The sequence below is a fragment of the Pseudomonas sp. gcc21 genome (assembly GCF_012844345.1).
GTDB lineage: Bacteria > Pseudomonadota > Gammaproteobacteria > Pseudomonadales > Pseudomonadaceae > Halopseudomonas.
Genome location: NZ_CP051625.1, coordinates 2,191,540 through 2,212,430 on the forward strand (window position 1 = coordinate 2,191,540; position 20,891 = coordinate 2,212,430).

Genomic DNA, 20,891 nt, shown 5'->3' on the forward strand with positions numbered 1-20,891 from the left:
GCCGGGTGCAGCCATGCATTGAGTCATGACGCGAAATCAACGAAAATGCCGGCCAGGTTATCCCCTGCGCGTACCCAACCCCATTTTCAGATTTCCACTTGGTTGGCCCTATCGCCCGCACACCAGAAGATTTAACAGATGACAAACACCGCTACACAGCGCGAGGTCGGTAAACGCCGCACCTTTGCGATCATTTCGCACCCGGATGCGGGTAAAACCACCATTACCGAACGACTGCTGCTGATGGGCCAGGCGATTAGCGTGGCGGGTACGGTCAAGGCGCGCAAATCTGATCGTCACGCCACGTCCGACTGGATGGCGATGGAGAAACAGCGGGGCATTTCTGTTACGACGTCGGTGATGCAGTTCCCCTACCGCGATTGCATGGTCAATCTACTGGATACCCCCGGTCACGAAGACTTCTCCGAAGACACCTATCGCACACTTACGGCTGTGGATTCGGCATTAATGGTGCTGGACGGCGGTAAAGGCGTTGAGCCGCGCACTATTGCACTGATGGATGTCTGCCGCCTTCGGGATACACCCATCGTCAGCTTCATCAACAAGATGGACCGTGATATCCGCGACCCCATCGAGCTACTGGATGAAATCGAATCGGTACTGAACATCAAGGCTGCGCCCATCACCTGGCCGATCGGTTGCTATCGGGAATTCAAGGGTGTGTACAACCTGGCTCAGGATCACATCATTGTTTACGAGCCTGGCCACGGCCATGAGCGCACCGAGGCGCGCATCATCCACAAGCTCGACTCGGATGAGGCCCGTTCACACCTTGGTGATCTGTATGACGATTTTGTCGACGAGCTGGAGCTGGTCCAAGGCGCTTGTCACGAATTCGATCATGAAGCTTTCCTGCGCGGCGAGATGACCCCGGTTTTCTTCGGCACCGCTCTGGGTAACTTCGGCGTAGAGCAAGTGCTTGATGCCATCGTCCGCTGGGCACCGGCACCCTTACCCCGCCCCGCTCACGAACGGACCGTGGAACCGGCCGAAGAGACATTCACCGGCTTCGTATTCAAGATCCAGGCAAACATGGATCCCAAACACCGCGACCGTATTGCCTTCATGCGTATCTGCTCCGGGCGCTACGACAAGGGCATGAAAATGCACCACGTGCGTACCGGCAAGGATATGCGCATGGCCGATGCGCTGACCTTCTTCGCCTCAGAGCGCGAACATCTGGACGAAGCCTGGGCAGGAGACATCATCGGGCTGCACAATCATGGCACCATTCAGATCGGCGACACCTTTACCCAGGGCGAGAAGATCGGTTTCACCGGCATTCCGCACTTCGCGCCAGAGCTGTTCCGCCGCGTTCGCCTGAAGGACCCGCTCAAGTCCAAACAGTTGCGCCAGGGCCTGCAGGAGCTGGCCGAGGAAGGTGCAACGCAGGTGTTCTTCCCCGAGCGCAGCAACGACATCATCCTGGGCGCTGTGGGGATTCTGCAGTTCGACGTGGTCGCCAGCCGTCTCAAGGAAGAATACAAGGTGGAATGCATCTACGAGCCGATCAACGTCTGGTCAGCGCGCTGGATCGAATCAGACGACAAGAAGAAACTCGAGGAATTTCGGAACAAGGCCATGGAGAATCTGGCCATCGACGGCGGCGGGCATCTTACTTATCTGGCGCCCACCCGCGTCAACCTGAACCTGACCGAAGAGCGGTGGCCAGATATACGTTTCCGCGCAACGCGGGAAACCCATTGATCTGATGTTATCGAGCGGCCCGGCAAAACGGGTCGCTCTATCGCTTCAACCAAACCTTTATCAAAACCAGTACCGTTCTGCCTGCTGCGTTAGCGCGCCGCTCAGCGCGTTCTCACAACTCGCACGCGTAAAGGCTGATTGGCGCACGCTACCCCTGTTCGACCGACGACCTGCCAGGCAATCACTCTCGGGGATGCGTTGCGCCTGGGTCACGGCGACAGCCGGCGTTTTGCTGTCAAAGGCTTGGAACCGGGCCAACTCGCCGCATCGACGGACCGAATCGGAATGCCCGGACGTTGAGACCTGCTGCGCATCATTGTGAGCCAACTGGGGTCTTTCATAGCACAAGCGCAAGTTCGAGGAAGTCGTTACGTTTCCCCGTGCAGGTAGCTCATGACGCGCTTGCATGCCGTAGGCTATCGTCATCAGACAGATTAACGCCAGCAAGATGCCGTCCCTTGAACGTACCCGATTTGCTTTGAAGATCATGCCTATCACACTCCGTTTGCGATCTGCTACTGACAGAAAACCGTCTCCTGGCCACTGTTGCCTAGCGAGAATTCCGGTCCGATAAATCAAACATGCGGCAGCGTCCATTCCATGGACCACACTCTGGGCGGGACTACCCAATCGGGACATAACCGCCCAAGCAAAAAGCGAACCATCGCTCTATGCATTTGAATTATCTAGGTTTGTGGGTTAGCTGATTAACCGTTTTATTCGCACAGCGCACTGAAACGTGGCATCAGCCTGATGCCGCACCGAAAGCGAGCAGCTGGCCCGCCAGGTCATAACCCTTGGCGAAATGTGCCATGCTATTTAGCAACCTACTCTCTGAATATGTCAATTATGCGTTATATCGATACCCACACTCACATTGACTGTCCGGATTTTGACGCGGATCGCGAGAAAGTTATACGGAATGCGAAGTCCGTCGGAGTCGAGCGCATTCTGATCATGGGTATTACCCGATCAAACTGGGATCGACTCTGGCAACTGGTGCTGTCGGATCGTGCACTGTATGGCGCCTTCGGCCTGCACCCGATCTTTCTCGAGGAACATCGTGACGAGGATATCGATGCGCTTCAGCAGCGCCTCGCTGCCCTTGTTGGTCACCCGCAGTGCTGCGCGGTAGGCGAAATCGGTCTCGATTATTTCCTTCCTGATCTGGACCGTGAGCGGCAGCAGATACTGCTCGAGGCGCAGCTGCAGCTCGCCAGTGACTTTGATCTGCCTGCCCTACTGCATGTCCGCCGCGCTCACGCACCGATGATTGCCACGCTCAAACGCTTTCGTCTGAAACGAACAGGCATCGTGCATGCCTTTGCGGGGAGTCGCGAAGAAGCCAGAGAATATATCAAACTGGGATTCAAGCTCGGTCTCGGTGGCGCAGCGACCTGGCCCCAAGCCAAACGCCTGCGTCGAACCCTTGCTGAGCTACCGATATCGAGTCTGGTGCTGGAAACGGATGCGCCGGACATGGCTCCCAGCTTCCAGGCATACCAGCGCAACAGCCCAGAGTTCCTACCGGAAATCTGTCGCCAGCTAGCCAAACTGCGCGGCGAAGCAACCGAAGATCTGGCTCAGGCCTGCCTCGATAACAGTTGTGAATTATTCGGCTGGTCATCCACAGAGCCCCAGGTCTGTTAGAGTCATTTGCACGACTGACCAACCATCCAACACAAGGAGCTGTACATGGCATTGGGCATTGTCCTGCTACTGGCCTGGTTGATCCTGCTGGTACGCTTTCCGCGGCCCATGGTCCCCGCGAGCCTGGTGATCGTTGCCCTGGCGCTGCTGCTCGGTGCGATCGTTGCGACCATGCAATGGCTGGATAGTCGTCGGGTGGACCAACTGGATATCAGCGTGACGTATTCGCCAGACGCCTGCGAATTCGGTAAACCCCTGCGCGTCGATATCAGCAACAACAGCGCGCGCACCATCACCCGTCTCAGCTGGCGGCTGCAGGCCGCACAGCCTGGATACAACACCAATCTGGTAGATACCAGCACCACCGCCGCTACTTACCGCGTTGAGCAGTTAATTCCGGCCGACGGTGACTGGACAGGCTGTTACCGAGTGCCGCGTCTACGTACCGGTTATCGGGCGCCTGACCTGGACTATCGCACGGACAACGTCCACGCCGAATTTCAATAACAAACAACAATCAGGATCGCAGCATGAACAAACCCGTAGCATTGATCACCGGTTGCTCATCCGGCATTGGCCAGGCTCTGGCGCAGGTAATGCTCGACGAGGGCTACCAGGTCTGGGCCACCGCGCGCAAACCGGACAGCCTGTCCGCGCTGGTCGAACGGGGCGCGGTCGCGGTAGAGCTGGATGTCAACAATGCCGAACAGCTCGCTGCCTGTGCCGAACGCCTGCATAAAGAAGCCGGCCGGCTGGATGTTCTGGTCAATAACGCCGGTTACGGTGCCATGGGGCCGGTGCTGGACGCTGACCGCGAGACGCTTCTCAAGCAATTCGACACCAATGTGTTTGCGCCGCTTCAACTGGTCCGCGCTACGGCCGACCTGCTCCGGGCAAGCGAAGGTCTGATTGTGAATATCGGCAGTGTTTCCGGCGTCACCACCACGCCTTTCTCCGGCGTGTACTGCGCCTCGAAGGCTGCGCTGCATGCCCTGTCCGACGCACTGCGTCTTGAGCTGACACCCTTCGGTATACAGGTGCTGACAGTCAAACCGGGTTCCATTGCATCGGACTTCGGCAACAACGCGACTGCCGCTATCACTATCGATGACAATTCCTGGTTCAAACCCTGGGAAAAAGGCGTTCAGGCTCGCGCCATGGCTTCGCAGAAAGGCGACTCCACACCGGCCCGTGACTTTGCTGTTGAGCTGATGGACTACATCAAGAATCCGCTACGCCCCGAAGAAGCACTGATCGGTGCCAACAGTCGAAAGATGGTGAGCCTGAAGCGCTGGCTGCCAACATCGATACTCGACGCGCAGCTGCGTAAGCGTTTCAGACTGAACAAGGGCTAGAACGGGGCCCGCTGGTGTCCCGCTGCAAGCCGGTTCGTATTTCGCACCGGCAGCATTGCACTTTGACTGCGACCAACGTGCCCCTCCCGAGCACGCCGCACTAGGAATAAAGGATTTCTTCCGCCTGGCGGTCAGCAATGGTCGCCGGGGATCGCCCTTCGGCCACGCTCTGCCCGAAAATGCTATCCAGCCGGCTGCCGATGTTGTCGATGCGTCCGGCTATATTGCTTGCCGGCTCGCCCTTGTAGGTCAGCGCTACGTACAGCAACCCACCAGCGTTGATAACGTAATCCGGCGCATAGAGTATGCCGCGAGCATCCAGCAGGTCTGCAGCATCGGCATCGACCAGCTGGTTATTGGCCGAACCTGCCACGGCGGCGCAGCGCAGCTGCCCTATGGCGTCAGCGTTGAGAACACCGCCCAGGCCACAGGGTGAGAAAACATCGCAGGGTGATTCATACACGGCATCCAGGGCGACCGGGAATACGCCCAGCTCATCAACGGCCAAACGTACCTTGCCCGGGTCGATATCGGCGGCGAGCACTTCCACCCCTTCAGCAACCAGCAATTGCGCGAGGGCATAACCGACATTGCCCAGCCCCTGCACCATGACTCGCACACCGTTCAGAGAAGACTGACCCAAACGTTCCCGCGCGGCTGACCGGATACCAGCGAGCACGCCAAGCGCAGTATGGGGCGCAGGGTCACCGGCCTGGGTAGTGCTGGTTACGAAGCGGGTTTCACGCGCAATACAGTCCATATCCTCGTTGCTGGTGCCGCTATCCACCGCTGTGATGTAACCGCCCCGCAGGGATTCGATGCAGCGCCCAAAGGCCTCGAAGAGCGCGGCACGATTGTCCACGTGCGGCTTGCGAATGATCACCGCCTTGCCCCCGCCCTGCTCCAGCCCGGCCAGGGCAGCTTTGTAGCTCATACCGCGAGCCAGACGAACTGCATCCGCCACGGCGGAATCGATAGCGGCATAGGGCTGGTACCGACAGCCACCCAGCGCCGGCCCCAGTCGTGTGCTGTGAATGGCGATAACGGCCTCGAGGCCGCTCGCCTGATCAGCAAATAGATGCAGTGCCTGAACGTTTTCCGAATGCATTCTTGTAAACATGCTGCCCTCGCCTGAAGCCCTGGATAGCGACTGCCCCTGACAGATTCTTCCCGGCAAAAAGACTGCGCGTGACGGCTTTACCGGAGCAGCAGGCTGCATTTTGCCCAGTCACTTACAACGCGTTCCAGAGGCTCCCGTATCATGTGAGATTGACACAACGATACACATTAAAGCTGGTCAGTGACCAATAGTGTTTGGCACTATTTCCGCTGATCAAATGGGAGTAACACACATGCGCTGGTTGATACCTTTCTTTACTGTCTTCCTCATGGTCGGATTGACCGTTCCGGATGCCGAAGCTCGCCGGTTTGGCGGTGGCAAAGCCTTTGGTTCAGCCCCGGCGCACAAGAGCCAACCGGCTCAGCGCCAGCAGCAACAGTCACAGGAACAAAAGGCCGCGCCGCGTAACCAACAGCAGCCCGGCGCTGCGTCCGGCGCCAGTCGCTGGCTGGGTCCGCTGGCCGGTATCGCCGCGGGCGGCTTGCTCGCCTCGATGTTCTTCGGTGACGGTTTCCAGGGCATTCAGCTGCTGGACATCCTTATTGTCGGTCTGATCGCCTTCATGTTGTTCAAGCTGTTTGCGCGGCGCCAGGCCAGTCAACCACAGCCGCAACCGGCCGGTGGCGGCCACTTCCGGGAGTCTCCGGTTGAACCGCTGCGCCCCGCACCGACGGCGCCTGCTTCGGTAGCATCAAGCACAGCACCGGTACACACTCCTGCCTGGTTTGACAGCGAACGCTTCCTGCGCGGCGCCGAGGAACACTTCTTCACCTTGCAGCGCCACTGGCGCGACAATGATGTAGAAGGCATGGCTGAATACGTTGATGCGCCGTTACTTCAGGAACTGCTGGCTACCCGCAACGATAATCCGCCAACGCAGAACGGTTTTGTCGAGCAGCTGCAGGTTCGCCTTGAAGGTATTGATGAAATCGACGGACGCGCGATCGCTACGGTCGGCTTTACCGGTCTGGACCGCGACACGCCTGAAGATCAGGGCACCTGGTTCGATGAGAGCTGGCGTCTGGAACGAGCGGCCGGTGAGAACCAGCCGTGGATCATCTGCGGGATTCGTCAGAACAGTTAAGAAGAGCTCAGCGGTTGCTGCAACGGCAGCAACCGACCAACAAGCGCCCGGGCGTCAGCGACGTACCGGGCGTTTTTGCAACTTGCGCTGCAAGGTCCGCCGGTGCATGCCAAGGGCTCGAGCGGTAGCGGAAATATTGCCCTCGTGTTCCGCCAGCACGCGCTGGATGTGCTCCCACTGCAAGCGATCGACGGACATTGGATGGTCAGGCACCAGAGTATCCGGGTCGGCCTGATCAGACAGCAAGGCGGTCAGGACGTCATCAGCATCGGCTGGCTTGCACAGATAGTTGCAGGCCCCACGCTTGATTGCTTCCACTGCGGTAGCGATGCTTGAATATCCGGTGAGTATCACCACCTTCAGATCGGGGTATAGCTCGAGCAGACGCGGCATCAACACCAGACCCGACTCGCCTTCCATTTTGAGATCCAGAACAGCGAAATCGGGGCGTTCCTTTTTCGCCAGCTGCATGGCTTCCTCTGCCCCGCCTGCTGTCTCAACGCGCAATCCCCTGCGTTCCAGCGCCCGGGCGAGCACCCGGGTAAAAGTCGGGTCGTCATCAACGAGCAACAGCAGTGGCTGCTCTTCGGTAGTCTCGTCAGTCATAGGTCCACCTCCGTTGCGGTTGGCAGAGTCACCTCGGTGAGGGTGCCGCCTCCGTCCTGATTATAAAGCCTAACGCTGCCGCCAAGGCGCTCAACCGCGGCCTGACTCAGAAACAGACCCAGCCCGAAGCCTTTCTTGCCCTTGGTTGTCAGAAAGGCCGTACCCAACTGTTCCGCTATGTGCAGCGGCACCCCGGGCCCGTAATCGCGTATGCGCAACCGAAGCCAGTCTGCGTCCCAGATCAGTTCGACCTGAATATTGTCAGGACAGGCATCAGCAGCATTGTTCAGCAAATTGAGCAGGGCCTGGCCGAGTTCCGGACCGGTCTGAATCCAGGGTACCTCGCCCCCCGGCAATGGCTTCCATTGCCAGCTTGCCTCGGGGCGCATCAGATGCCAGCGTGCAAGCACCGTATTCAACCAGGCATCCGCACGCTCCCGTCGGCGCGGCTTGAGCCGATCGTCCTCCGCAGTACGCACCATGTGCTGCAGGCTTTCCTTGCACTGGGCGACCTGCTGCTGCAGCAATGTCAGGTCCTCCTGCATTTGCGGATCAGCGGCGTAGTCGGCGCGCATGTCCTTGAGCAGCACGCTCATGGTCGACAACGGGGTCGAAAGCTCATGTGCCGCCCCGGCTGCCACACTGGCGATACCCAGCAGCTGTGCATCCCTAAGCCCCTGTTCGCGGCGCTCAGCCAGGCGGTCAGCGTGCTGACGCAGCGCGGCTGCCATGCGCACCACAAAGAAACTGATCAACGCTGCGCTCATGGCGAAGTTGAGCCACATCCCTATCACATGCAGATTGATCATATAGCTGACGACCGGCAGCTCGAACGCATCCAGCGGTTTGTACCAGACAAGCAGCACGCTATAGGCGGTAATCGCCACGCAGGCCAGCACCACGGTATAGAACCAGGGCAAGGTCGCGGCGGCGATAGTCAGAGGAACCAGATAATAGGAAACGAAGGGGTTGGTGGGGCCGCCTGAATAGTACAGCAGCACACTGTGCACCAGCATATCGAACAGCAGCTGCAGGCCATACTCCGGCTCGGTCACCGGCCAGCCGCGACTCAGCCGCAATACCGTAAGCACAGAGACCAGCGCCGATATACCCAGCGTCATCAACAGCGGCAGCCAGGGCAGAGGAAACCAGCCGCTCAGATAGGCGCCCAGGACAGACAGGGACTGCGCAACCCAGACCAGCAATCGAATCAGAATCAGACGCCAGAGGTTCTGGCGAGTCGGAGACAGCGCAAGCGTATTGGGACTCACGAAAAACCGCTGCATGGTGTCTAGTGCTCCAGTGTTGGGCTCAGCTGGTGGTCTTTCCCCGATGCCCGGGCAAAGTTTGATAGGCGCTGGCTTCCATATAGCTTTAACATCGGCAGGATACCCTTTTCGCTCGCTTAGCGAACCCGCTTGGTTGAGCAATGTCAGCACCGCACTTTCAAGGAGAACACCATGTCCCACCCACTTTTCGCTGCCGTCCTGCTTGGGCTTGCCTGCGCCTCGGCACCTGCCCTGGCCGACCAATACGAACAACGTTACAACCAGGTTGCCCTGCGCGCTGAAGTGCAGCAGTCAGTCAGCCACGATACCCTGCGTGTGACCTTTTTCGCCGAAGAGCAGGACAAGGATCCGTCGATGCTTGCCGAAAACATCACCACACGCCTGAACCGCGGCCTGGATATCGCCAAACAGACGCGAGGCGTCAAGGTCTCCAGTGGCAACCGCAGCAGCCAGCCGGTATACGACAAGGAACGTGAAAACATCGTTGCCTGGCGCGAGCGCGGTGAAATTGTGCTGGAGGGCAGCGACTTCGCGGTACTCACTGATCTGACCGGCAAACTGATGGAAAACCTGAACCTTGGCAGCATGCAGTTCAGTCTGTCACCGGTAACCCGCCGCGCTACCGAAGACGAATTGATGCAGGAAGCCATCGAGGCATTCAAGGCACGCGCTGATCTGGCGACCCGTGGCCTGGGTGGCAGCGGTTACAAGGTGGTGCATCTGAACCTGAATTCGCAGATGTCGCAGCCCCCGGGCTTGTACCGTGCCCGGACCATGGCGATGGCAGCAGACCAGGAAATGTCAGCTCCGTCCGTGGAGAGCGGTCAGGCGGACGTCACAGTCAGCGCTGACGGCACCATCGAAGTGTTGCTGCGCTAACTCAGGGTCTCATGAAGGCGTATTCAGCATCCTCGTCGAGATTCTCGGCGAGGAAATTCAACTCATGTGCGATGTCCTGATCGCTGCGCTCACGCTTATACACGGCGATCACTTCGCTCATCAGCGCTCGCGCCAGATCCTGCTCGCTATATCCGGCCGTTCTGGCCTGTTCGCTCGCGTCTTGCATGATATTTCTAGCCAGTGTGTAGACAGACATGCGCGGTCCTCTCAAACGTCTTGACGGGAATCGATTGCACCACATCAGCGGCCTTCAACCATTGATCCGGCTCAAGGTTTATCGTGAGGCTCCTGGAAATAACGGTCTGCGTTGAAGGTTTCCACCCACTCGGGGCAGAACACCACCAGGCCCGAAATAATCATCCCGTTGATGAACGCCTCCGGAAACATCACCAGCAGCATGTAGCCCAGAAACTCAACGAGTGTGTCTGGGGGCGACAGCGCGCCGGACCAGCCCAGCATGCCCATACCCAACAATACGGCCGCCACCGCGGCAAAGCTGGCGGCGAAAAACCCACTGACGAATATATACAGGAACAGATTGGTGGGCTGAGTACGCTCAAGCGCCTGACTGATGAGTATCGTCACCGCGACCGGACCGAGAATACGTACTAGCCCATTGGCGCCGAAGGCTGCTGCGTCATCCATGCCGAGGAGAACCATGGCTACCTGTGCCAGCGTGCCGGCAACGATCGCCAGCGGCCAGTCCAGCAGCAGCGTAACGGCCGTCATGCCGATGAAATGAAAGGTCAGCCCGCTATCAAACTCGCGGCGCATCAACCACAGCACACACAACAGGAACACGCTGCCGTAGAGCAAATGCTGACGGCGCGCATCAGCAGCCAGCTCAACCCAGGGAGCGCGGGCGAGCCCCCAAAGCAGCACACCGCCAAAGATGAGCAAACTGACGATTGATTGAAAACCCGTAAGCAGGCTTGCTGCGAGCATAGGTACCCCTTCGGTGAAGCGTTCGGAAACAACGCGACGGCGCTGTCGCGACAGCGTTGCGCTAACGGTGGCAGCTCGATGGGCCGACTGGACAGGCAAACGTGAACCGGAGCATGTTCAAACCATGCAAGATGCATTCTTCGCACCCGCATAATAGAATGCGGGCATAGTCAGTCAAGCCTGAGCGCGCAACATCGAATTGCGCACACCACAAAAAGGTCATGCCATGCCAAGCCGCTTATATCCTGAAGACCAGAAACGGGTCGATGAATACCTTGCCTCCCCGATTCACCAGGTAAAACGCAAGCCCTTCAGAGTCTGGTTACTGCTGGCCGTAATAGTCGGCTCGGTAATCGGCCTCGGCTTGATCGCGCGCTTCCTGGCAGCGCTTGTCCACATCTAAGGACATGACGACTGACGAACGATTCCTTAATTGCAAGAGTCTCGTCCATGTCGCAATCAGAACTACACACCGCTCCTCCTCGAATAGTGATCATAGGAGGCGGCGCCGGGGGCCTTGAACTGGCCACCCGTCTCGGCCGCACCCTGGGGAAACGCAAGCGAGCCCGGGTCACCCTGGCCGATGCCAATATGACCCATATCTGGAAGCCGTTACTCCATGAAGTGGCCGCCGGATCCTTGAACTCGACGGAAGACGAGCTCAACTACGTCGCCCAGGCCAAGTGGAATCATTTTGAGTTCCAGCTTGGCTGCATGTCCGGTCTCGACCGTGAGCAGCGCCAGGTTATCCTCGCGCCGCTCGAGGATGAGCATGGCGATGAGCTGATCCCGGAACGCCGCCTGGATTATGACTATCTGGTAATTTCCGTCGGCAGCACCACCAACGATTTCAACACCCAGGGCGCTGCGGAGCATTGTCTGTTTCTGGATACGCGTTTGCAGGCCGAACGCTTTCATCGGTTGCTGCTCAACCAGTATATGAAGGCCCAGGCGAGCCAGAACGATGCCCCCTCGGAGCAGATCAACGTGGCGATCATCGGCGCGGGCGCAACCGGGGTCGAGCTGGCTGCTGAGCTGCATCACGCTGCCCGGATGCTTCAGGCCTATGGACTGGACCGCATCCGGCCGGAAGATCTCAACATCAACCTGGTCGAAGCCGGACCTCGCGTGCTGCCCGCATTGCCTGAGCGTATCAGCACACCGGTAACCCAGACCCTCCGAGAGCTCGGCGTCAAACTGCATACCGGTTCGCCGGTAAAAGAGGTCAGGGCCGACAGTTTGCTGCTGGAAAACGGCGAGACCATTCCGGCTTCCCTCAAGGTCTGGGCGGCGGGGATCCGGGCGCCGAAGTTTCTCACCGAGCTGGGACTGGAAACCAATCGAATCAATCAGCTCTCAGTCACCCGTACGCTGCAGATACCGGACGACCCGCGTATTTTTGCATTCGGCGATTGCGCCTCCTGCCCGACCGGGGAGGAAGGCAAATTCGTGCCCCCGCGCGCACAGGCAGCGCACCAGCAAGCAACCCTGCTGGCGAAGAATTTCCGCCGCCTGCTAGATGGCAAGCCCCTGGATGAATACACCTACCGCGATTACGGCTCGCTTATCTCCTTGTCGACCTTCAGTGCGGTGGGCAATCTGATGGGCAATCTCACGGGCAGCGTCATGCTCGAGGGCAAACTGGCGCGGATGTTTTATGTTTCGCTATACCGTATGCACCAGATGGCGCTCTACGGGCTGCCCCGGACCATGATGCTGATGCTCAGCGATCGCATTGGACGCAGCACCGAGCCCCGGCTCAAGCTGCACTGAGACGGCTGGGAAATGTTGCCGTGGCAACGCGGCAGCATGAATTCATGCAATAGAGCCTAGTAGCCGAGCGCCAACAGCAGAAAGCTGGCAAGCCAGTGCTCGCCCATGTAGTCGTCTCGCAGGTGGGTGCTGCCCGCCTGCAGATGGCGTTCTGCATTCGACATCAGCACCGCCCGGCGCGAGTCAAACTCATCCAGCCCCAAACCAAGCTCCCGCAAGCACCAGGCGCGGCTCAGATTGAGCCCGTCGAGATGCGCAAGGCGACCATCGGTACGGTCCGCCGGCTCAACCGGCCGGAACAGGGCTGCGGGGCTACCCTCTGCCAGCTCCGGCAGAAATCCGCCAAACCACTCCAGAAAATCCCCGCGACCGAGCACTTTCTGCATTAACAATGCTTCCTGCCAACCCGGCGAGAGGAAGTCTTCGCCACCTGGCTCCCAACCGTGATACTGCGCATCGTTCAGATAAAAGGCTTCAGCACGGCGCGTCACGGCGTCGTGCAAGGCGCCGTTGTTCGTTCGCAGCGCGTAGTCATGGGCGAACACCAAAGCAAAGGCGGTATTGCTGTGCGTGCCGGTGCGCACCGGGAAACCAAGCTTGGGCAGATAATTGATAAAGCTGTCGGACAGATGATCTGCCAGGGGCTGAAGGGTTCGCGCCCAGAGCTCAGCACGAGGATGGCGGAGCTGCAGCAGAGCCTCATGTAGGCGTAGCAGCCAGGCCCAGCCGTAGGGCCGTTCAAACCCTCCCCTGCCCGGCGCACGAAACCAGTCAAGCTCTCGCTCGATGTTCTCCGCGGTGAGCTGCTGATCAAACAGCGCAACCACCCGGGGTGCTTCGTCGAGATGAGGAAAGCTGGCCAGCAACCGCGCCAACAGCCAATAGCTGTGTACACAGGAGTGCCAATCATAGCTGCCAAAAAACACCGGATGATTACAGCGAGGCGCGGCGAGGTCAGCGTCGGAATTGAGCCGCACCCCTTCTGAATGCGGGTATTCCCGCTGCACATGCCCTAGCGTCATGCAGATCAGCTCGGCGGCGCGGACAGGCGTCAGCGTATAGGTCATTGGATGGTCCCGGTCAGGCTTGAACGAGCCCTACCATAGACACAGCAAAAACCATCAGGCAAGCACGGCCGGTGGAAAGCTGTTCGGAGTGAGTGAACCGTAGAGAGAAGAATCTGAAACAAGAACAAAGGCGTATCAGAACGATACTGGGCATTGCGGAAGAGATGAGTGGTGGGTCGTGTAGGATTCGAACCTACGACCAATTGGTTAAAAGCCAACTGCTCTACCAACTGAGCTAACGACCCATGCTCAAAAAAATGGTCGGGGTAGGGGGATTCGAACTCCCGACATCCTGCTCCCAAAGCAGGCGCGCTACCAGACTGCGCTATACCCCGATATATTGCCAGATGGCTCCGCGACCAGGACTCGAACCTGGGACCCAATGATTAACAGTCATTTGCTCTACCAACTGAGCTATCGCGGAATTACCTGTACAACTTTACTTCTTCAAACCCTCAGTAGAAGCAATGACTTGCGTCACATATCCCCTGCTGAGGCGCGCCATTTTACCGGTCAGCGCGGGGGTGTCAACCCTTTATTTGAAGCTTTTGATGCCTTATCTGCAGAGCGCCCTTCGAAACACAGAACCCGCCGATAGGCGGGTTCTGTTTACCGCATTGTCAAGCCTGGATTACAGCTGCGGACCGGCCTGAACGATCTCTTGCGAGACCTCGAACTTCTTGAAGTTCTCGATGAACAGTTTCGCCAGTTCCTGAGCAGCCGCATCATACTTGGCCGGATCGGCCCAGGTGTTGCGCGGGTTCAGAAGCTTGCTGTCCACGCCCGGAACCGACTTCGGCACATCCAGATTGATAACCGGCACGTGCTCGGTCTCGGTGCCGATCAGAGCGCCGGACTGCACGGCAGCGATGATGGCCCGGGTGGTCGGGATGCTGAAACGCTGACCTTCGCCGTAGGGGCCGCCGGTCCAGCCGGTGTTGACCAGATAGACCTTGCTACCAAAGGCATTGATGCGCTTGATCAGCAGCTCAGCGTACTCGCCGGCAGGACGCGGGAAGAACGGCGCGCCGAAGCAGGTGGAGAAGGTAGATTTGATGCCGCTACCCGAACCCATTTCAGTGGAACCGACCAGCGCGGTGTAACCGGACAGGAAGTGGTAGGCCGCCTGCTCGTTATTCAGGATCGAAACCGGTGGCAACACGCCGGTCAGGTCACAGGTCAGGAAGATGATCGCATTCGGCTCACCAGCGCGGTTCTCGATCACACGCTTCTCGACGTGCTCCAGCGGATAGGCAGCGCGGGTGTTCTGAGTCAGGCTAACATCGCTGTAATCAGCGACGCGGGTTTCCGGATCGATAACAACGTTCTCGACGATAGAGCCGAACTTGATGGCATTCCAGATAACCGGCTCGTTCTTTTGTGACAGGTCAATACACTTGGCATAGCAGCCGCCTTCGATATTGAACACGCTGCCTTCGGCCCAACCATGCTCATCGTCACCGATCAGGTTGCGCGACTCGTCGGCGGACAGGGTGGTCTTCCCGGTACCGGACAAGCCGAAGAACAGCGTGGTGTCGCCATCGTCGCCAACGTTGGCAGCGCAATGCATGGGCAGCACATCCTTGGCCGGCAACAGGAAGTTCTGCACGGAGAACATCGCCTTCTTCATCTCGCCGGCGTATTGCATCCCGGCCAGCAGGACCTTGCGCTGAGCAAAGTTGATGATGACGCAACCATCGCTGTTGGTACCGTCACGCTCGGGATCACAGACAAAATGCGGAGCATTCATGATCTGCCATTCCGGCTTGTCGGATGGATTGTGGCGCGGCGCGTTAATGAACAGTGTGCGACCAAAAACGTTGTGCCAAGCGGTCTCGGTGGTCATGACAACCGGCAAGTAGTGTTCCGGATCGGAACCAACATGTACGTGCGAAACGAAGCTGGTACGCTCCGCCAGATAGCCAGCGACGCGATCCCACAGCGGATCGAACTTGTCGGCAGGGAACGGACGGTTGATCGGGCCCCAGGCGATAGCGCTGCTGGTGCTTGGCTCGTCAACAATGAATCGATCCATCGGTGAACGGCCGGTGCGAGCGCCGGTCTCGACTACCAGCGAGCCGTTGTCAGCCAGATGCCCCTCGTTGCGCTGGATCGCCAGTTCAATCAGGTGGGCGATGCTCAGGTCGGTATAAACAGTGTTGGTAGCTTGCGTCATCTAACGTCGTCCTCTTCGGCTTTGACCGAAATCTCCATGAAGACCGATAGGACCGGTCTCAGCACGTGGGGGATATCTGGTTAATTAATGCTAGGGAACCGCTGAAAAACTACTATGCTCGGTCATGATGCGTTGAAGCTTAGCGCTTCGCCCTGCCTGACCGGTGCTCGATGGTTTCCAATGTTTCCCAGTGGTTTTTTGCGCTGGCCCACCGCGCAGGCGCGCCATTATGCCAAAAAAAAGACATCCGCGCGCCATTTGGTCCTGACAATGTATAGACAACATCCATAACGCGATGCGTTTAACATCATCGGGACCGATCATGCTTCAGTGAAGACCCTTTGCATGCTCTTCGGCTGCCTCGAACAAAGCGTCGAGCGCCTGGCGGTCGTAGCGGTACCGGGTATTGCAGAACTGGCAATCCACAGTGACCTCCCCGCCCCGCTCCTCAAGCAATGCCAATGCGTCCTCACGACCCAAACTGACAAGCGCTTTGCCGGATCGTTCCGCTGAACAGCTGCATTTGAAAACCACTGGGAGTGCGTCAAAAAGACGCACCTCTTCCTGATGATACAAACGATGCAGCAGCGTCTGGTTATCCAGCGCCATCAGCTCTTCCGGCTTCAGGGTATCTGCCAGTACGTTCAGGTGCGTCCAGGTCTCGCGACGCTCATCCGGATCGGTCTGTCGGTCGACTGGCAATGCCTGGAGCATGAAGCCGCGGGCGATACGCCCGTCGGCCAGCAGACGAAACCGGGTCGCCAGTTGCTCGGAGCTTTCAAAGTAGCCGTTCAGCGCTTCGGCCAGCGTAGTGCCTTGCAGCGATACCACGCCCTGGTAGCGTTGGCCGTTATCCGGGTCGATAGTGATGGCCAGAATGCCTTCCGGCATCAGTTCGGCCAGCTGTTCGCCTTCCAGCGAGTCAGCATACCGGGCAATGCCGCGCACTTCCTGATTGCTCGAACACTCGACCATCAGCGTCGAGAGCGGGCCGGAAGACCGCGCCTGAAGCACCAGCAGCCCTTCAAATTTCAGGGTACTTGACAGCAATACCGCAGCGGCCAGCAGCTCGCCGAGTAAGGATTTGACGGATTCCGGGTAGGAATGTTTCGCGAGAATCTCGCGATAGCTCTGGTCTAGCGATACCAGCTCGCCGCGCACGTCCGCCTGCTCAAATATGAAACGCTGGGAAACGTCCTGAAGCTGCATGATTTTCGGCCCTTTCAAAACAGCGAAGTATACCAATCAGTCGTCTGCGGATGCATTGCGCTCGTCGCGAAAGTTATGGATCTGACGGCGCTGTTTCTTGGTCGGGCGATGCTCGCTGATCAGACCACCCGCGCCCATCGCTTTGCGCTGCGCTGCTGCTGTTTCGCGTTTCTCGATACTCTCCGGCGTTTCTTCATATAACAGTTGCGCCTCGGGTGCACCGCGCCGCTGCCCGCTTAACTGACGCACCACCACGGTGCGGGTATCGAAACCCTGGCGCACTTGATAGATGTCGCCAACGCGCGGCTCTTTACTGGGCTTGCAGCGTTCGCCCTGGGCCTGCACCTTGCCGCCTTCAATTGCCGCTTTGGCCAGTGCGCGCGTCTTGAAGAAACGGGCGGCCCAAAGCCATTTATCCAGACGAACCTTGTCAGTGTCCTGCATGCCTTCAGACCTCGATTGCAGCTGTCGAAAAATTTAGATAGACGTCAGTTTAACAGTCTTGTGGTAATGCCTGAGTTGCCCCATGATGCGCCCCATCCGGGCCGTAAAACGAGGTAGCGCGATTGAAAACCTTTGATCACCTCACCGTTATAGGTCTACGTGAATGGATCGGCCTGCCGGAGCTGGGCATCAATCAGTTGATCGCCAAGGTCGACAGCGGCGCAAAAACCTCGGCATTGCACGCCAGTGACATCGAGCGCTTCGAGCGCGACGGCCAGCCCTGGGTACGCTTCAATGCGCATGCCGGCAGTCTGCACAAGCCACGCAAGCAGGCCTGCGAAGCACCTCTGATCGATACCAAACGAATCAAGAGTTCCAACGGTCATATGCAGGAGCGCTGCGTCATTCGCACACCCATGGTATTGGGCGACAGGACCTGGTTAGTGGAATTCACCCTGACTTGCCGCAAGGAAATGCGTTATCGGGTGCTGATCGGTTGTCGGGCGATGCTTGACGGTCAACTGGTCATCAACCCAGGGGTACGCTTCGTACAGGACAAACCCCAAACATCCAAATTATCTGAAGGCTGAACTGACAAACATGAAAATCGCGGTACTCTCGCGCAACCCCAACCTGTATTCCACCCGTCGCCTGGTCGAGGCTGGTCGCGAGCGCGGCCATGAGGTCAGGGTAATTGATACGCTGCGCGCGTATATGAACATCACCAGCCACAAGCCTTCGATCCACTACAAGGGTGAGGAGCTCGAACCCTTTGACGCGATCATTCCACGCATCGGTGCATCGATCACCTTCTACGGTGCGGCGGTGCTGCGGCAGTTTGAAATGATGGGGGTGTTTCCGCTCAATGAGTCCGTAGCGATCAGCCGCTCACGGGATAAGCTGCGATCCCTGCAGCTATTGGCGCGCAAGGGCGTGGGCCTGCCGGTGACCGGTTTCGCGCATTCTCCTGATGATATTCCCGACCTCATCAGCATGGTGGGCGGCGCGCCGCTGGTCATCAAGCTGCTGGAAGGCACCCAGGGAATCGGTGTGGTCATGTGCGAAACCGAGCAGGCTGCCGAGTCCGTACTGGAAGCCTTCATGGGGCTCAAGGCCAATATCATGGTGCAGGAATATATTCGCGAGGCCGGTGGCGCGGACATTCGTTGCCTGGTCGTGGGTGACAAGGTGATCGCTTCGATGAAGCGTCAGGCCAAGCCCGGCGAGTTTCGCTCCAACCTGCATCGCGGCGGCAGCGCCAGCCTGATCAAGATCACACCTGAAGAACGCATGACTGCCGTGCGTGCGGCCAAGGTGATGGGCTTGAATGTGGCGGGTGTGGATATTCTCCGTTCAAATCACGGCCCGGTTGTCATGGAAGTGAACTCCTCCCCCGGGCTGGAGGGCATCGAAGCCACCACCGGCAAGGACGTCGCCGGTCTGATCATTGAATATATCGAGAAAAACGGCCGGCCTAATCAGACCCGCACCAAGGGCAAGGGCTGATCTAGGCATTAGCCCGCGCATCCAACTGCTGCGCGCTGCCGTGCTTGCTGAAGGTCATGGTGAACAAGGCGACAAGCAATAGCACCTCGGCAAAATCACCTCCGTAGTACATCAACTGCGCCGCCGCCCTGATCTGGTCCGGGTCGTGCGGCACGTTGCGTGGCCATAGATAACCGTACATCAGCTTGGCCAGCACCGAATGCGCCGCGATAGAAAGAAACAGCGCGGCGATCCGGCACCTGAAGCTTGCGCTATGCGCGGCCTGGTCCGGCCCGGCGAGCACTGACCAGCAAAACAGATACCCTGCCAATAGAAAATGGACGTGTACCAATGCATGCAGCCAGGCTGATTCGAGGGAAGCCAGATAAAGCGGCGTGAGGTACAGCAACCACATCGCACCGACGTTCAGAAGCAGCGCAATCAATGGGTGTGAAACGAATCTGACATAGCCGCTACGCATCAGAGCCGTCAGCATTCGCGCAGCCTTGACCGGCAATGAGCGCAGCAATAGCGTAACCGGGGCCGCTAACACCAATGCCAGCGGCGCTAGCATCCCGATCACCAGATGCTGCGCCATATGCCAGCGAAAATCATGGTGCGCCAGGAGCATGGCGCCCGGCGTCAACGCCTGAACCAACAACATACATCCGGCCAGCCAGGCGGCAACACGCCACAGGCTCCAAATGTGCCCTGCTCGCCACTGCCACATCGCAGCGCCCAGGTAGGCAAGGCCGGCGATGATGACCAAGCCCGAAGCGAACCAGGCAAACACGTTCAATAACCTGTCGGCCGGCCGGCGTTCTGCTGGCGGCTTGCCTGCCGATAGAACCAGAAACCTACGGCGAGCAGTATCAACCCGACCGCATTCCAGACGATGTCGTACATCAAGGGGTCCACGCTGTAGCGGATCTGGTGGATACGCAGCACCTTGTGGCTGACAATGCCATCGAATAGCTGAAAGCCGCCCGCGCCCAGAAAGAAACCAGCCCAGGCCCAGCGCTTAAACAACCCACCCCGCCGCGCCAGTCCGACGATCAGAAACAGCCCCGCCACCATGGCGATCAGCTCGGCGGCGTGCAGCAATCCGTCGGTGATGATGCCTATAGTCGGAGTAGCCAGATCATAGAAGTGATGCCACTGCAGGATCTGGTGGAAGATGATTTCGTCTACCGCAGCCATCACGCCTACGCCAATGGGCAACGCGTACAGCAGCGAACGATTCGGTGAAGGTGTACTGCCTGTCTCATGGTGCATGGGAACCTCACTCGGAACAGGTGAGGTTTTGACCCATGCAGTGAAACCCTGTTCCCCTAGGGTCTGCGGGGTTCAAGCGCCTCGGTGAGGGCCGAATAGTCATCGACAGCGTCGAATTCTTCGGTATCACGCAACGCCCCGCGGCTGTCCGGCTGGCGCACCGCGAGCAGCTGCGCCACACCGTATTCGCGGGCCGAACGCAGTATATTCAGGCTGTCATCGATGAAAAGGGTGCGTTGCGGATCGAAGGGCACTTCGTCCTGCAAGGCGTGCCAGAAAGCTTGAGCCTCCTTGGGGTAGCCGAAATCGTGGGAACTGATCAACCGCTGGAAATAGGTCATCAGCTCGACACGCTCCATCTTCAACGACAGCGAATCGCGGTGCGCATTGGTGATGAGTATCACCTGCCGACCATTCTTTTGCAGCGTCTTGAGGAAGTGTTCGGCATCCGTACGCAAACGGATCAGATGCGCTATCTCCCGCTTGAGCTCGACGATTGGCACGCCCAGTTCACGCGTCCAGAAATCCAGGCAATACCAATCGAGCTGGCCTTGTTTCTCGGCCATCAGTGGGTAAATTTCTGCCTTGCCCCACTCCACCGGCTGACCGTGATGTTCGGCATAGCGACGCGGCAGATATTCCACCCAGAAGTGGTTGTCAAAGTGCAGGTCCAGCAGGGTTCCATCCATATCCAGCAGGACGGTATCGATCTCGTTCCAGTTAAGCATCGGCGGTTGGGCTTTGCGGCATGTGCCGCTATGATACCCAAGCCTTGATCAGTCCAC

22 protein-coding genes and 3 tRNA genes are annotated in these 20,891 nt (G+C 58.5%); 10 read left to right on the top strand and 15 right to left on the bottom strand.

The features are described 5' to 3' along the window. Positions 1 to 138: 138 nt before the first annotated feature. From HG264_RS10085 to HG264_RS10100, 4 genes are all read left to right on the top strand, one after another. Positions 139 to 1,728 carry a peptide chain release factor 3 gene (locus tag HG264_RS10085; RefSeq protein WP_169407531.1) on the top strand — a complete coding sequence of 530 codons (1,590 nt, stop codon included), beginning with the start codon at positions 139 to 141 and terminating at the stop codon, positions 1,726 to 1,728. 849 nt (positions 1,729 to 2,577) lie between these two features. Then, positions 2,578 to 3,378 (top strand): TatD family hydrolase, encoded by an 801-nt coding sequence (locus tag HG264_RS10090; RefSeq protein WP_169407532.1) that lies wholly within the window; start codon positions 2,578 to 2,580, stop codon positions 3,376 to 3,378. A 45-nt stretch (positions 3,379 to 3,423) separates the two neighbouring features. Continuing rightward, positions 3,424 to 3,885, top strand: coding sequence for a multidrug transporter (locus HG264_RS10095; protein WP_169407533.1), 462 nt, complete (start codon positions 3,424 to 3,426; stop codon positions 3,883 to 3,885). 23 nt (positions 3,886 to 3,908) lie between these two features. Further along, a complete protein-coding gene (locus HG264_RS10100) occupies positions 3,909 to 4,733 on the top strand; it encodes an SDR family oxidoreductase (RefSeq protein WP_169407534.1) in 825 nt (274 codons plus the stop codon). A 100-nt stretch (positions 4,734 to 4,833) separates the two neighbouring features. Here the strand turns inward: HG264_RS10100 and HG264_RS10105 are convergent, their stop codons facing one another. After that, positions 4,834 to 5,853, bottom strand: coding sequence for a Glu/Leu/Phe/Val dehydrogenase (locus HG264_RS10105; protein ID WP_169407535.1), 1,020 nt, complete (start codon positions 5,851 to 5,853; stop codon positions 4,834 to 4,836). Between the two features lie 232 nt (positions 5,854 to 6,085). On the opposite strand from HG264_RS10105, the gene HG264_RS10110 reads away from it, so the two are divergent. Then, entirely contained in the window at positions 6,086 to 6,937 is an 852-nt protein-coding gene (locus HG264_RS10110; RefSeq protein ID WP_169407536.1) for a Tim44 domain-containing protein, read from the top strand. A 54-nt stretch (positions 6,938 to 6,991) separates the two neighbouring features. On the opposite strand, the gene HG264_RS10115 is transcribed toward HG264_RS10110, so the two are convergent. Both HG264_RS10115 and HG264_RS10120 read right to left on the bottom strand, forming a co-directional pair. Continuing rightward, a complete protein-coding gene (locus tag HG264_RS10115) occupies positions 6,992 to 7,543 on the bottom strand; it encodes a response regulator transcription factor (RefSeq protein ID WP_169407537.1) in 552 nt (183 codons plus the stop codon). After that, complete coding sequence (locus HG264_RS10120; RefSeq protein ID WP_372240235.1) at positions 7,540 to 8,814, bottom strand: ATP-binding protein; 1,275 nt, start codon at positions 8,812 to 8,814, stop codon at positions 7,540 to 7,542. The genes HG264_RS10115 and HG264_RS10120 overlap by 4 nt, the downstream gene beginning before the upstream one ends. A gap of 189 nt (positions 8,815 to 9,003) precedes the next feature. Here HG264_RS10120 and HG264_RS10125 point away from each other — a divergent pair, with 189 nt between their 5' ends. After that, a complete protein-coding gene (locus tag HG264_RS10125; protein WP_169407539.1) occupies positions 9,004 to 9,711 on the top strand; it encodes an SIMPL domain-containing protein in 708 nt (235 codons plus the stop codon). Position 9,712: 1 nt separating this feature from the next. On the opposite strand, the gene HG264_RS10130 is transcribed toward HG264_RS10125, so the two are convergent. Together HG264_RS10130 and HG264_RS10135 are read right to left on the bottom strand one after the other, a co-directional pair. Beyond that, positions 9,713 to 9,928 (bottom strand): hypothetical protein, encoded by a 216-nt coding sequence (locus HG264_RS10130; RefSeq protein ID WP_169407540.1) that lies wholly within the window; start codon positions 9,926 to 9,928, stop codon positions 9,713 to 9,715. A gap of 71 nt (positions 9,929 to 9,999) precedes the next feature. Continuing rightward, a complete protein-coding gene (locus HG264_RS10135; protein WP_169407541.1) occupies positions 10,000 to 10,677 on the bottom strand; it encodes an energy-coupling factor ABC transporter permease in 678 nt (225 codons plus the stop codon). A 226-nt stretch (positions 10,678 to 10,903) separates the two neighbouring features. Here HG264_RS10135 and HG264_RS10140 point away from each other — a divergent pair, with 226 nt between their 5' ends. After that, the gene (locus tag HG264_RS10140; RefSeq protein WP_169407542.1) at positions 10,904 to 11,080 is read left to right on the top strand and encodes a DUF3094 family protein; all 177 of its coding nucleotides are present in this window, start codon (positions 10,904 to 10,906) and stop codon (positions 11,078 to 11,080) included. A gap of 47 nt (positions 11,081 to 11,127) precedes the next feature. After that, positions 11,128 to 12,450, top strand: coding sequence for an NAD(P)/FAD-dependent oxidoreductase (locus HG264_RS10145; RefSeq protein ID WP_169407543.1), 1,323 nt, complete (start codon positions 11,128 to 11,130; stop codon positions 12,448 to 12,450). Between the two features lie 56 nt (positions 12,451 to 12,506). Here the strand turns inward: HG264_RS10145 and HG264_RS10150 are convergent, their stop codons facing one another. The 7 genes from HG264_RS10150 to HG264_RS10180 all read right to left on the bottom strand — a co-directional run bounded on the left by HG264_RS10150 (position 12,507) and on the right by HG264_RS10180 (position 17,346). Beyond that, positions 12,507 to 13,517 (bottom strand): DUF2891 domain-containing protein, encoded by a 1,011-nt coding sequence (locus HG264_RS10150; protein WP_169407544.1) that lies wholly within the window; start codon positions 13,515 to 13,517, stop codon positions 12,507 to 12,509. A gap of 169 nt (positions 13,518 to 13,686) precedes the next feature. Next, positions 13,687 to 13,762: transfer RNA gene (locus tag HG264_RS10155), tRNA-Lys, on the bottom strand. Between the two features lie 13 nt (positions 13,763 to 13,775). Beyond that, positions 13,776 to 13,852, bottom strand: a tRNA-Pro gene (locus tag HG264_RS10160). Between the two features lie 13 nt (positions 13,853 to 13,865). Next, positions 13,866 to 13,941: transfer RNA gene (locus HG264_RS10165), tRNA-Asn, on the bottom strand. A gap of 207 nt (positions 13,942 to 14,148) precedes the next feature. Further along, positions 14,149 to 15,693, bottom strand: a complete 1,545-nt coding sequence (locus HG264_RS10170; protein ID WP_169407545.1) for a phosphoenolpyruvate carboxykinase — start codon at positions 15,691 to 15,693, stop codon at positions 14,149 to 14,151. A gap of 327 nt (positions 15,694 to 16,020) precedes the next feature. Beyond that, positions 16,021 to 16,902 (bottom strand): Hsp33 family molecular chaperone HslO, encoded by an 882-nt coding sequence (gene hslO, locus HG264_RS10175; protein WP_169407546.1) that lies wholly within the window; start codon positions 16,900 to 16,902, stop codon positions 16,021 to 16,023. A gap of 36 nt (positions 16,903 to 16,938) precedes the next feature. Beyond that, a complete protein-coding gene (locus HG264_RS10180; RefSeq protein WP_169407547.1) occupies positions 16,939 to 17,346 on the bottom strand; it encodes an RNA-binding S4 domain-containing protein in 408 nt (135 codons plus the stop codon). 122 nt (positions 17,347 to 17,468) lie between these two features. Here HG264_RS10180 and HG264_RS10185 point away from each other — a divergent pair, with 122 nt between their 5' ends. After that, positions 17,469 to 17,936 carry an ATP-dependent zinc protease gene (locus HG264_RS10185; protein WP_169407548.1) on the top strand — a complete coding sequence of 156 codons (468 nt, stop codon included), beginning with the start codon at positions 17,469 to 17,471 and terminating at the stop codon, positions 17,934 to 17,936. Positions 17,937 to 17,946: 10 nt separating this feature from the next. Beyond that, positions 17,947 to 18,852 carry a 30S ribosomal protein S6--L-glutamate ligase gene (gene rimK, locus HG264_RS10190; protein WP_169407549.1) on the top strand — a complete coding sequence of 302 codons (906 nt, stop codon included), beginning with the start codon at positions 17,947 to 17,949 and terminating at the stop codon, positions 18,850 to 18,852. A gap of 1 nt (position 18,853) precedes the next feature. Here rimK and HG264_RS10195 read toward each other — a convergent pair whose 3' ends face one another. Genes HG264_RS10195 through yrfG form a run of 3 tightly spaced genes read right to left on the bottom strand, consistent with a single transcriptional unit; the run spans position 18,854 to position 20,834 of the window. Next, entirely contained in the window at positions 18,854 to 19,624 is a 771-nt protein-coding gene (locus tag HG264_RS10195; protein ID WP_218572975.1) for a cytochrome c oxidase assembly protein, read from the bottom strand. A 2-nt stretch (positions 19,625 to 19,626) separates the two neighbouring features. Next, positions 19,627 to 20,106, bottom strand: a complete 480-nt coding sequence (locus HG264_RS10200; protein ID WP_169407550.1) for a DUF2243 domain-containing protein — start codon at positions 20,104 to 20,106, stop codon at positions 19,627 to 19,629. Between the two features lie 56 nt (positions 20,107 to 20,162). Further along, positions 20,163 to 20,834 (bottom strand): GMP/IMP nucleotidase, encoded by a 672-nt coding sequence (yrfG, locus tag HG264_RS10205; RefSeq protein WP_169407551.1) that lies wholly within the window; start codon positions 20,832 to 20,834, stop codon positions 20,163 to 20,165. Positions 20,835 to 20,891 lie beyond the last annotated feature (57 nt).

Excerpts from the sequence above, each read along its gene's own strand:
- HG264_RS10085 (WP_169407531.1), top strand. The coding sequence starts at position 139 with ATGACAAACACCGCTACACAGCGCGAGGTCGGTAAACGCCGCACCTTT.
- HG264_RS10090 (WP_169407532.1), top strand. The coding sequence starts at position 2,578 with ATGCGTTATATCGATACCCACACTCACATTGACTGTCCGGATTTTGAC.
- HG264_RS10095 (WP_169407533.1), top strand. The coding sequence starts at position 3,424 with ATGGCATTGGGCATTGTCCTGCTACTGGCCTGGTTGATCCTGCTGGTA.
- HG264_RS10100 (WP_169407534.1), top strand. The coding sequence starts at position 3,909 with ATGAACAAACCCGTAGCATTGATCACCGGTTGCTCATCCGGCATTGGC.
- HG264_RS10105 (WP_169407535.1), bottom strand. The coding sequence starts at position 5,853 with ATGTTTACAAGAATGCATTCGGAAAACGTTCAGGCACTGCATCTATTT.
- HG264_RS10110 (WP_169407536.1), top strand. The coding sequence starts at position 6,086 with ATGCGCTGGTTGATACCTTTCTTTACTGTCTTCCTCATGGTCGGATTG.
- HG264_RS10115 (WP_169407537.1), bottom strand. The coding sequence starts at position 7,543 with ATGACTGACGAGACTACCGAAGAGCAGCCACTGCTGTTGCTCGTTGAT.
- HG264_RS10125 (WP_169407539.1), top strand. The coding sequence starts at position 9,004 with ATGTCCCACCCACTTTTCGCTGCCGTCCTGCTTGGGCTTGCCTGCGCC.
- HG264_RS10130 (WP_169407540.1), bottom strand. The coding sequence starts at position 9,928 with ATGTCTGTCTACACACTGGCTAGAAATATCATGCAAGACGCGAGCGAA.
- HG264_RS10135 (WP_169407541.1), bottom strand. The coding sequence starts at position 10,677 with ATGCTCGCAGCAAGCCTGCTTACGGGTTTTCAATCAATCGTCAGTTTG.
- HG264_RS10140 (WP_169407542.1), top strand. The coding sequence starts at position 10,904 with ATGCCAAGCCGCTTATATCCTGAAGACCAGAAACGGGTCGATGAATAC.
- HG264_RS10145 (WP_169407543.1), top strand. The coding sequence starts at position 11,128 with ATGTCGCAATCAGAACTACACACCGCTCCTCCTCGAATAGTGATCATA.
- HG264_RS10150 (WP_169407544.1), bottom strand. The coding sequence starts at position 13,517 with ATGACCTATACGCTGACGCCTGTCCGCGCCGCCGAGCTGATCTGCATG.
- HG264_RS10170 (WP_169407545.1), bottom strand. The coding sequence starts at position 15,693 with ATGACGCAAGCTACCAACACTGTTTATACCGACCTGAGCATCGCCCAC.
- hslO (WP_169407546.1), bottom strand. The coding sequence starts at position 16,902 with ATGCAGCTTCAGGACGTTTCCCAGCGTTTCATATTTGAGCAGGCGGAC.
- HG264_RS10180 (WP_169407547.1), bottom strand. The coding sequence starts at position 17,346 with ATGCAGGACACTGACAAGGTTCGTCTGGATAAATGGCTTTGGGCCGCC.
- rimK (WP_169407549.1), top strand. The coding sequence starts at position 17,947 with ATGAAAATCGCGGTACTCTCGCGCAACCCCAACCTGTATTCCACCCGT.
- HG264_RS10200 (WP_169407550.1), bottom strand. The coding sequence starts at position 20,106 with ATGCACCATGAGACAGGCAGTACACCTTCACCGAATCGTTCGCTGCTG.
- yrfG (WP_169407551.1), bottom strand. The coding sequence starts at position 20,834 with ATGCTTAACTGGAACGAGATCGATACCGTCCTGCTGGATATGGATGGA.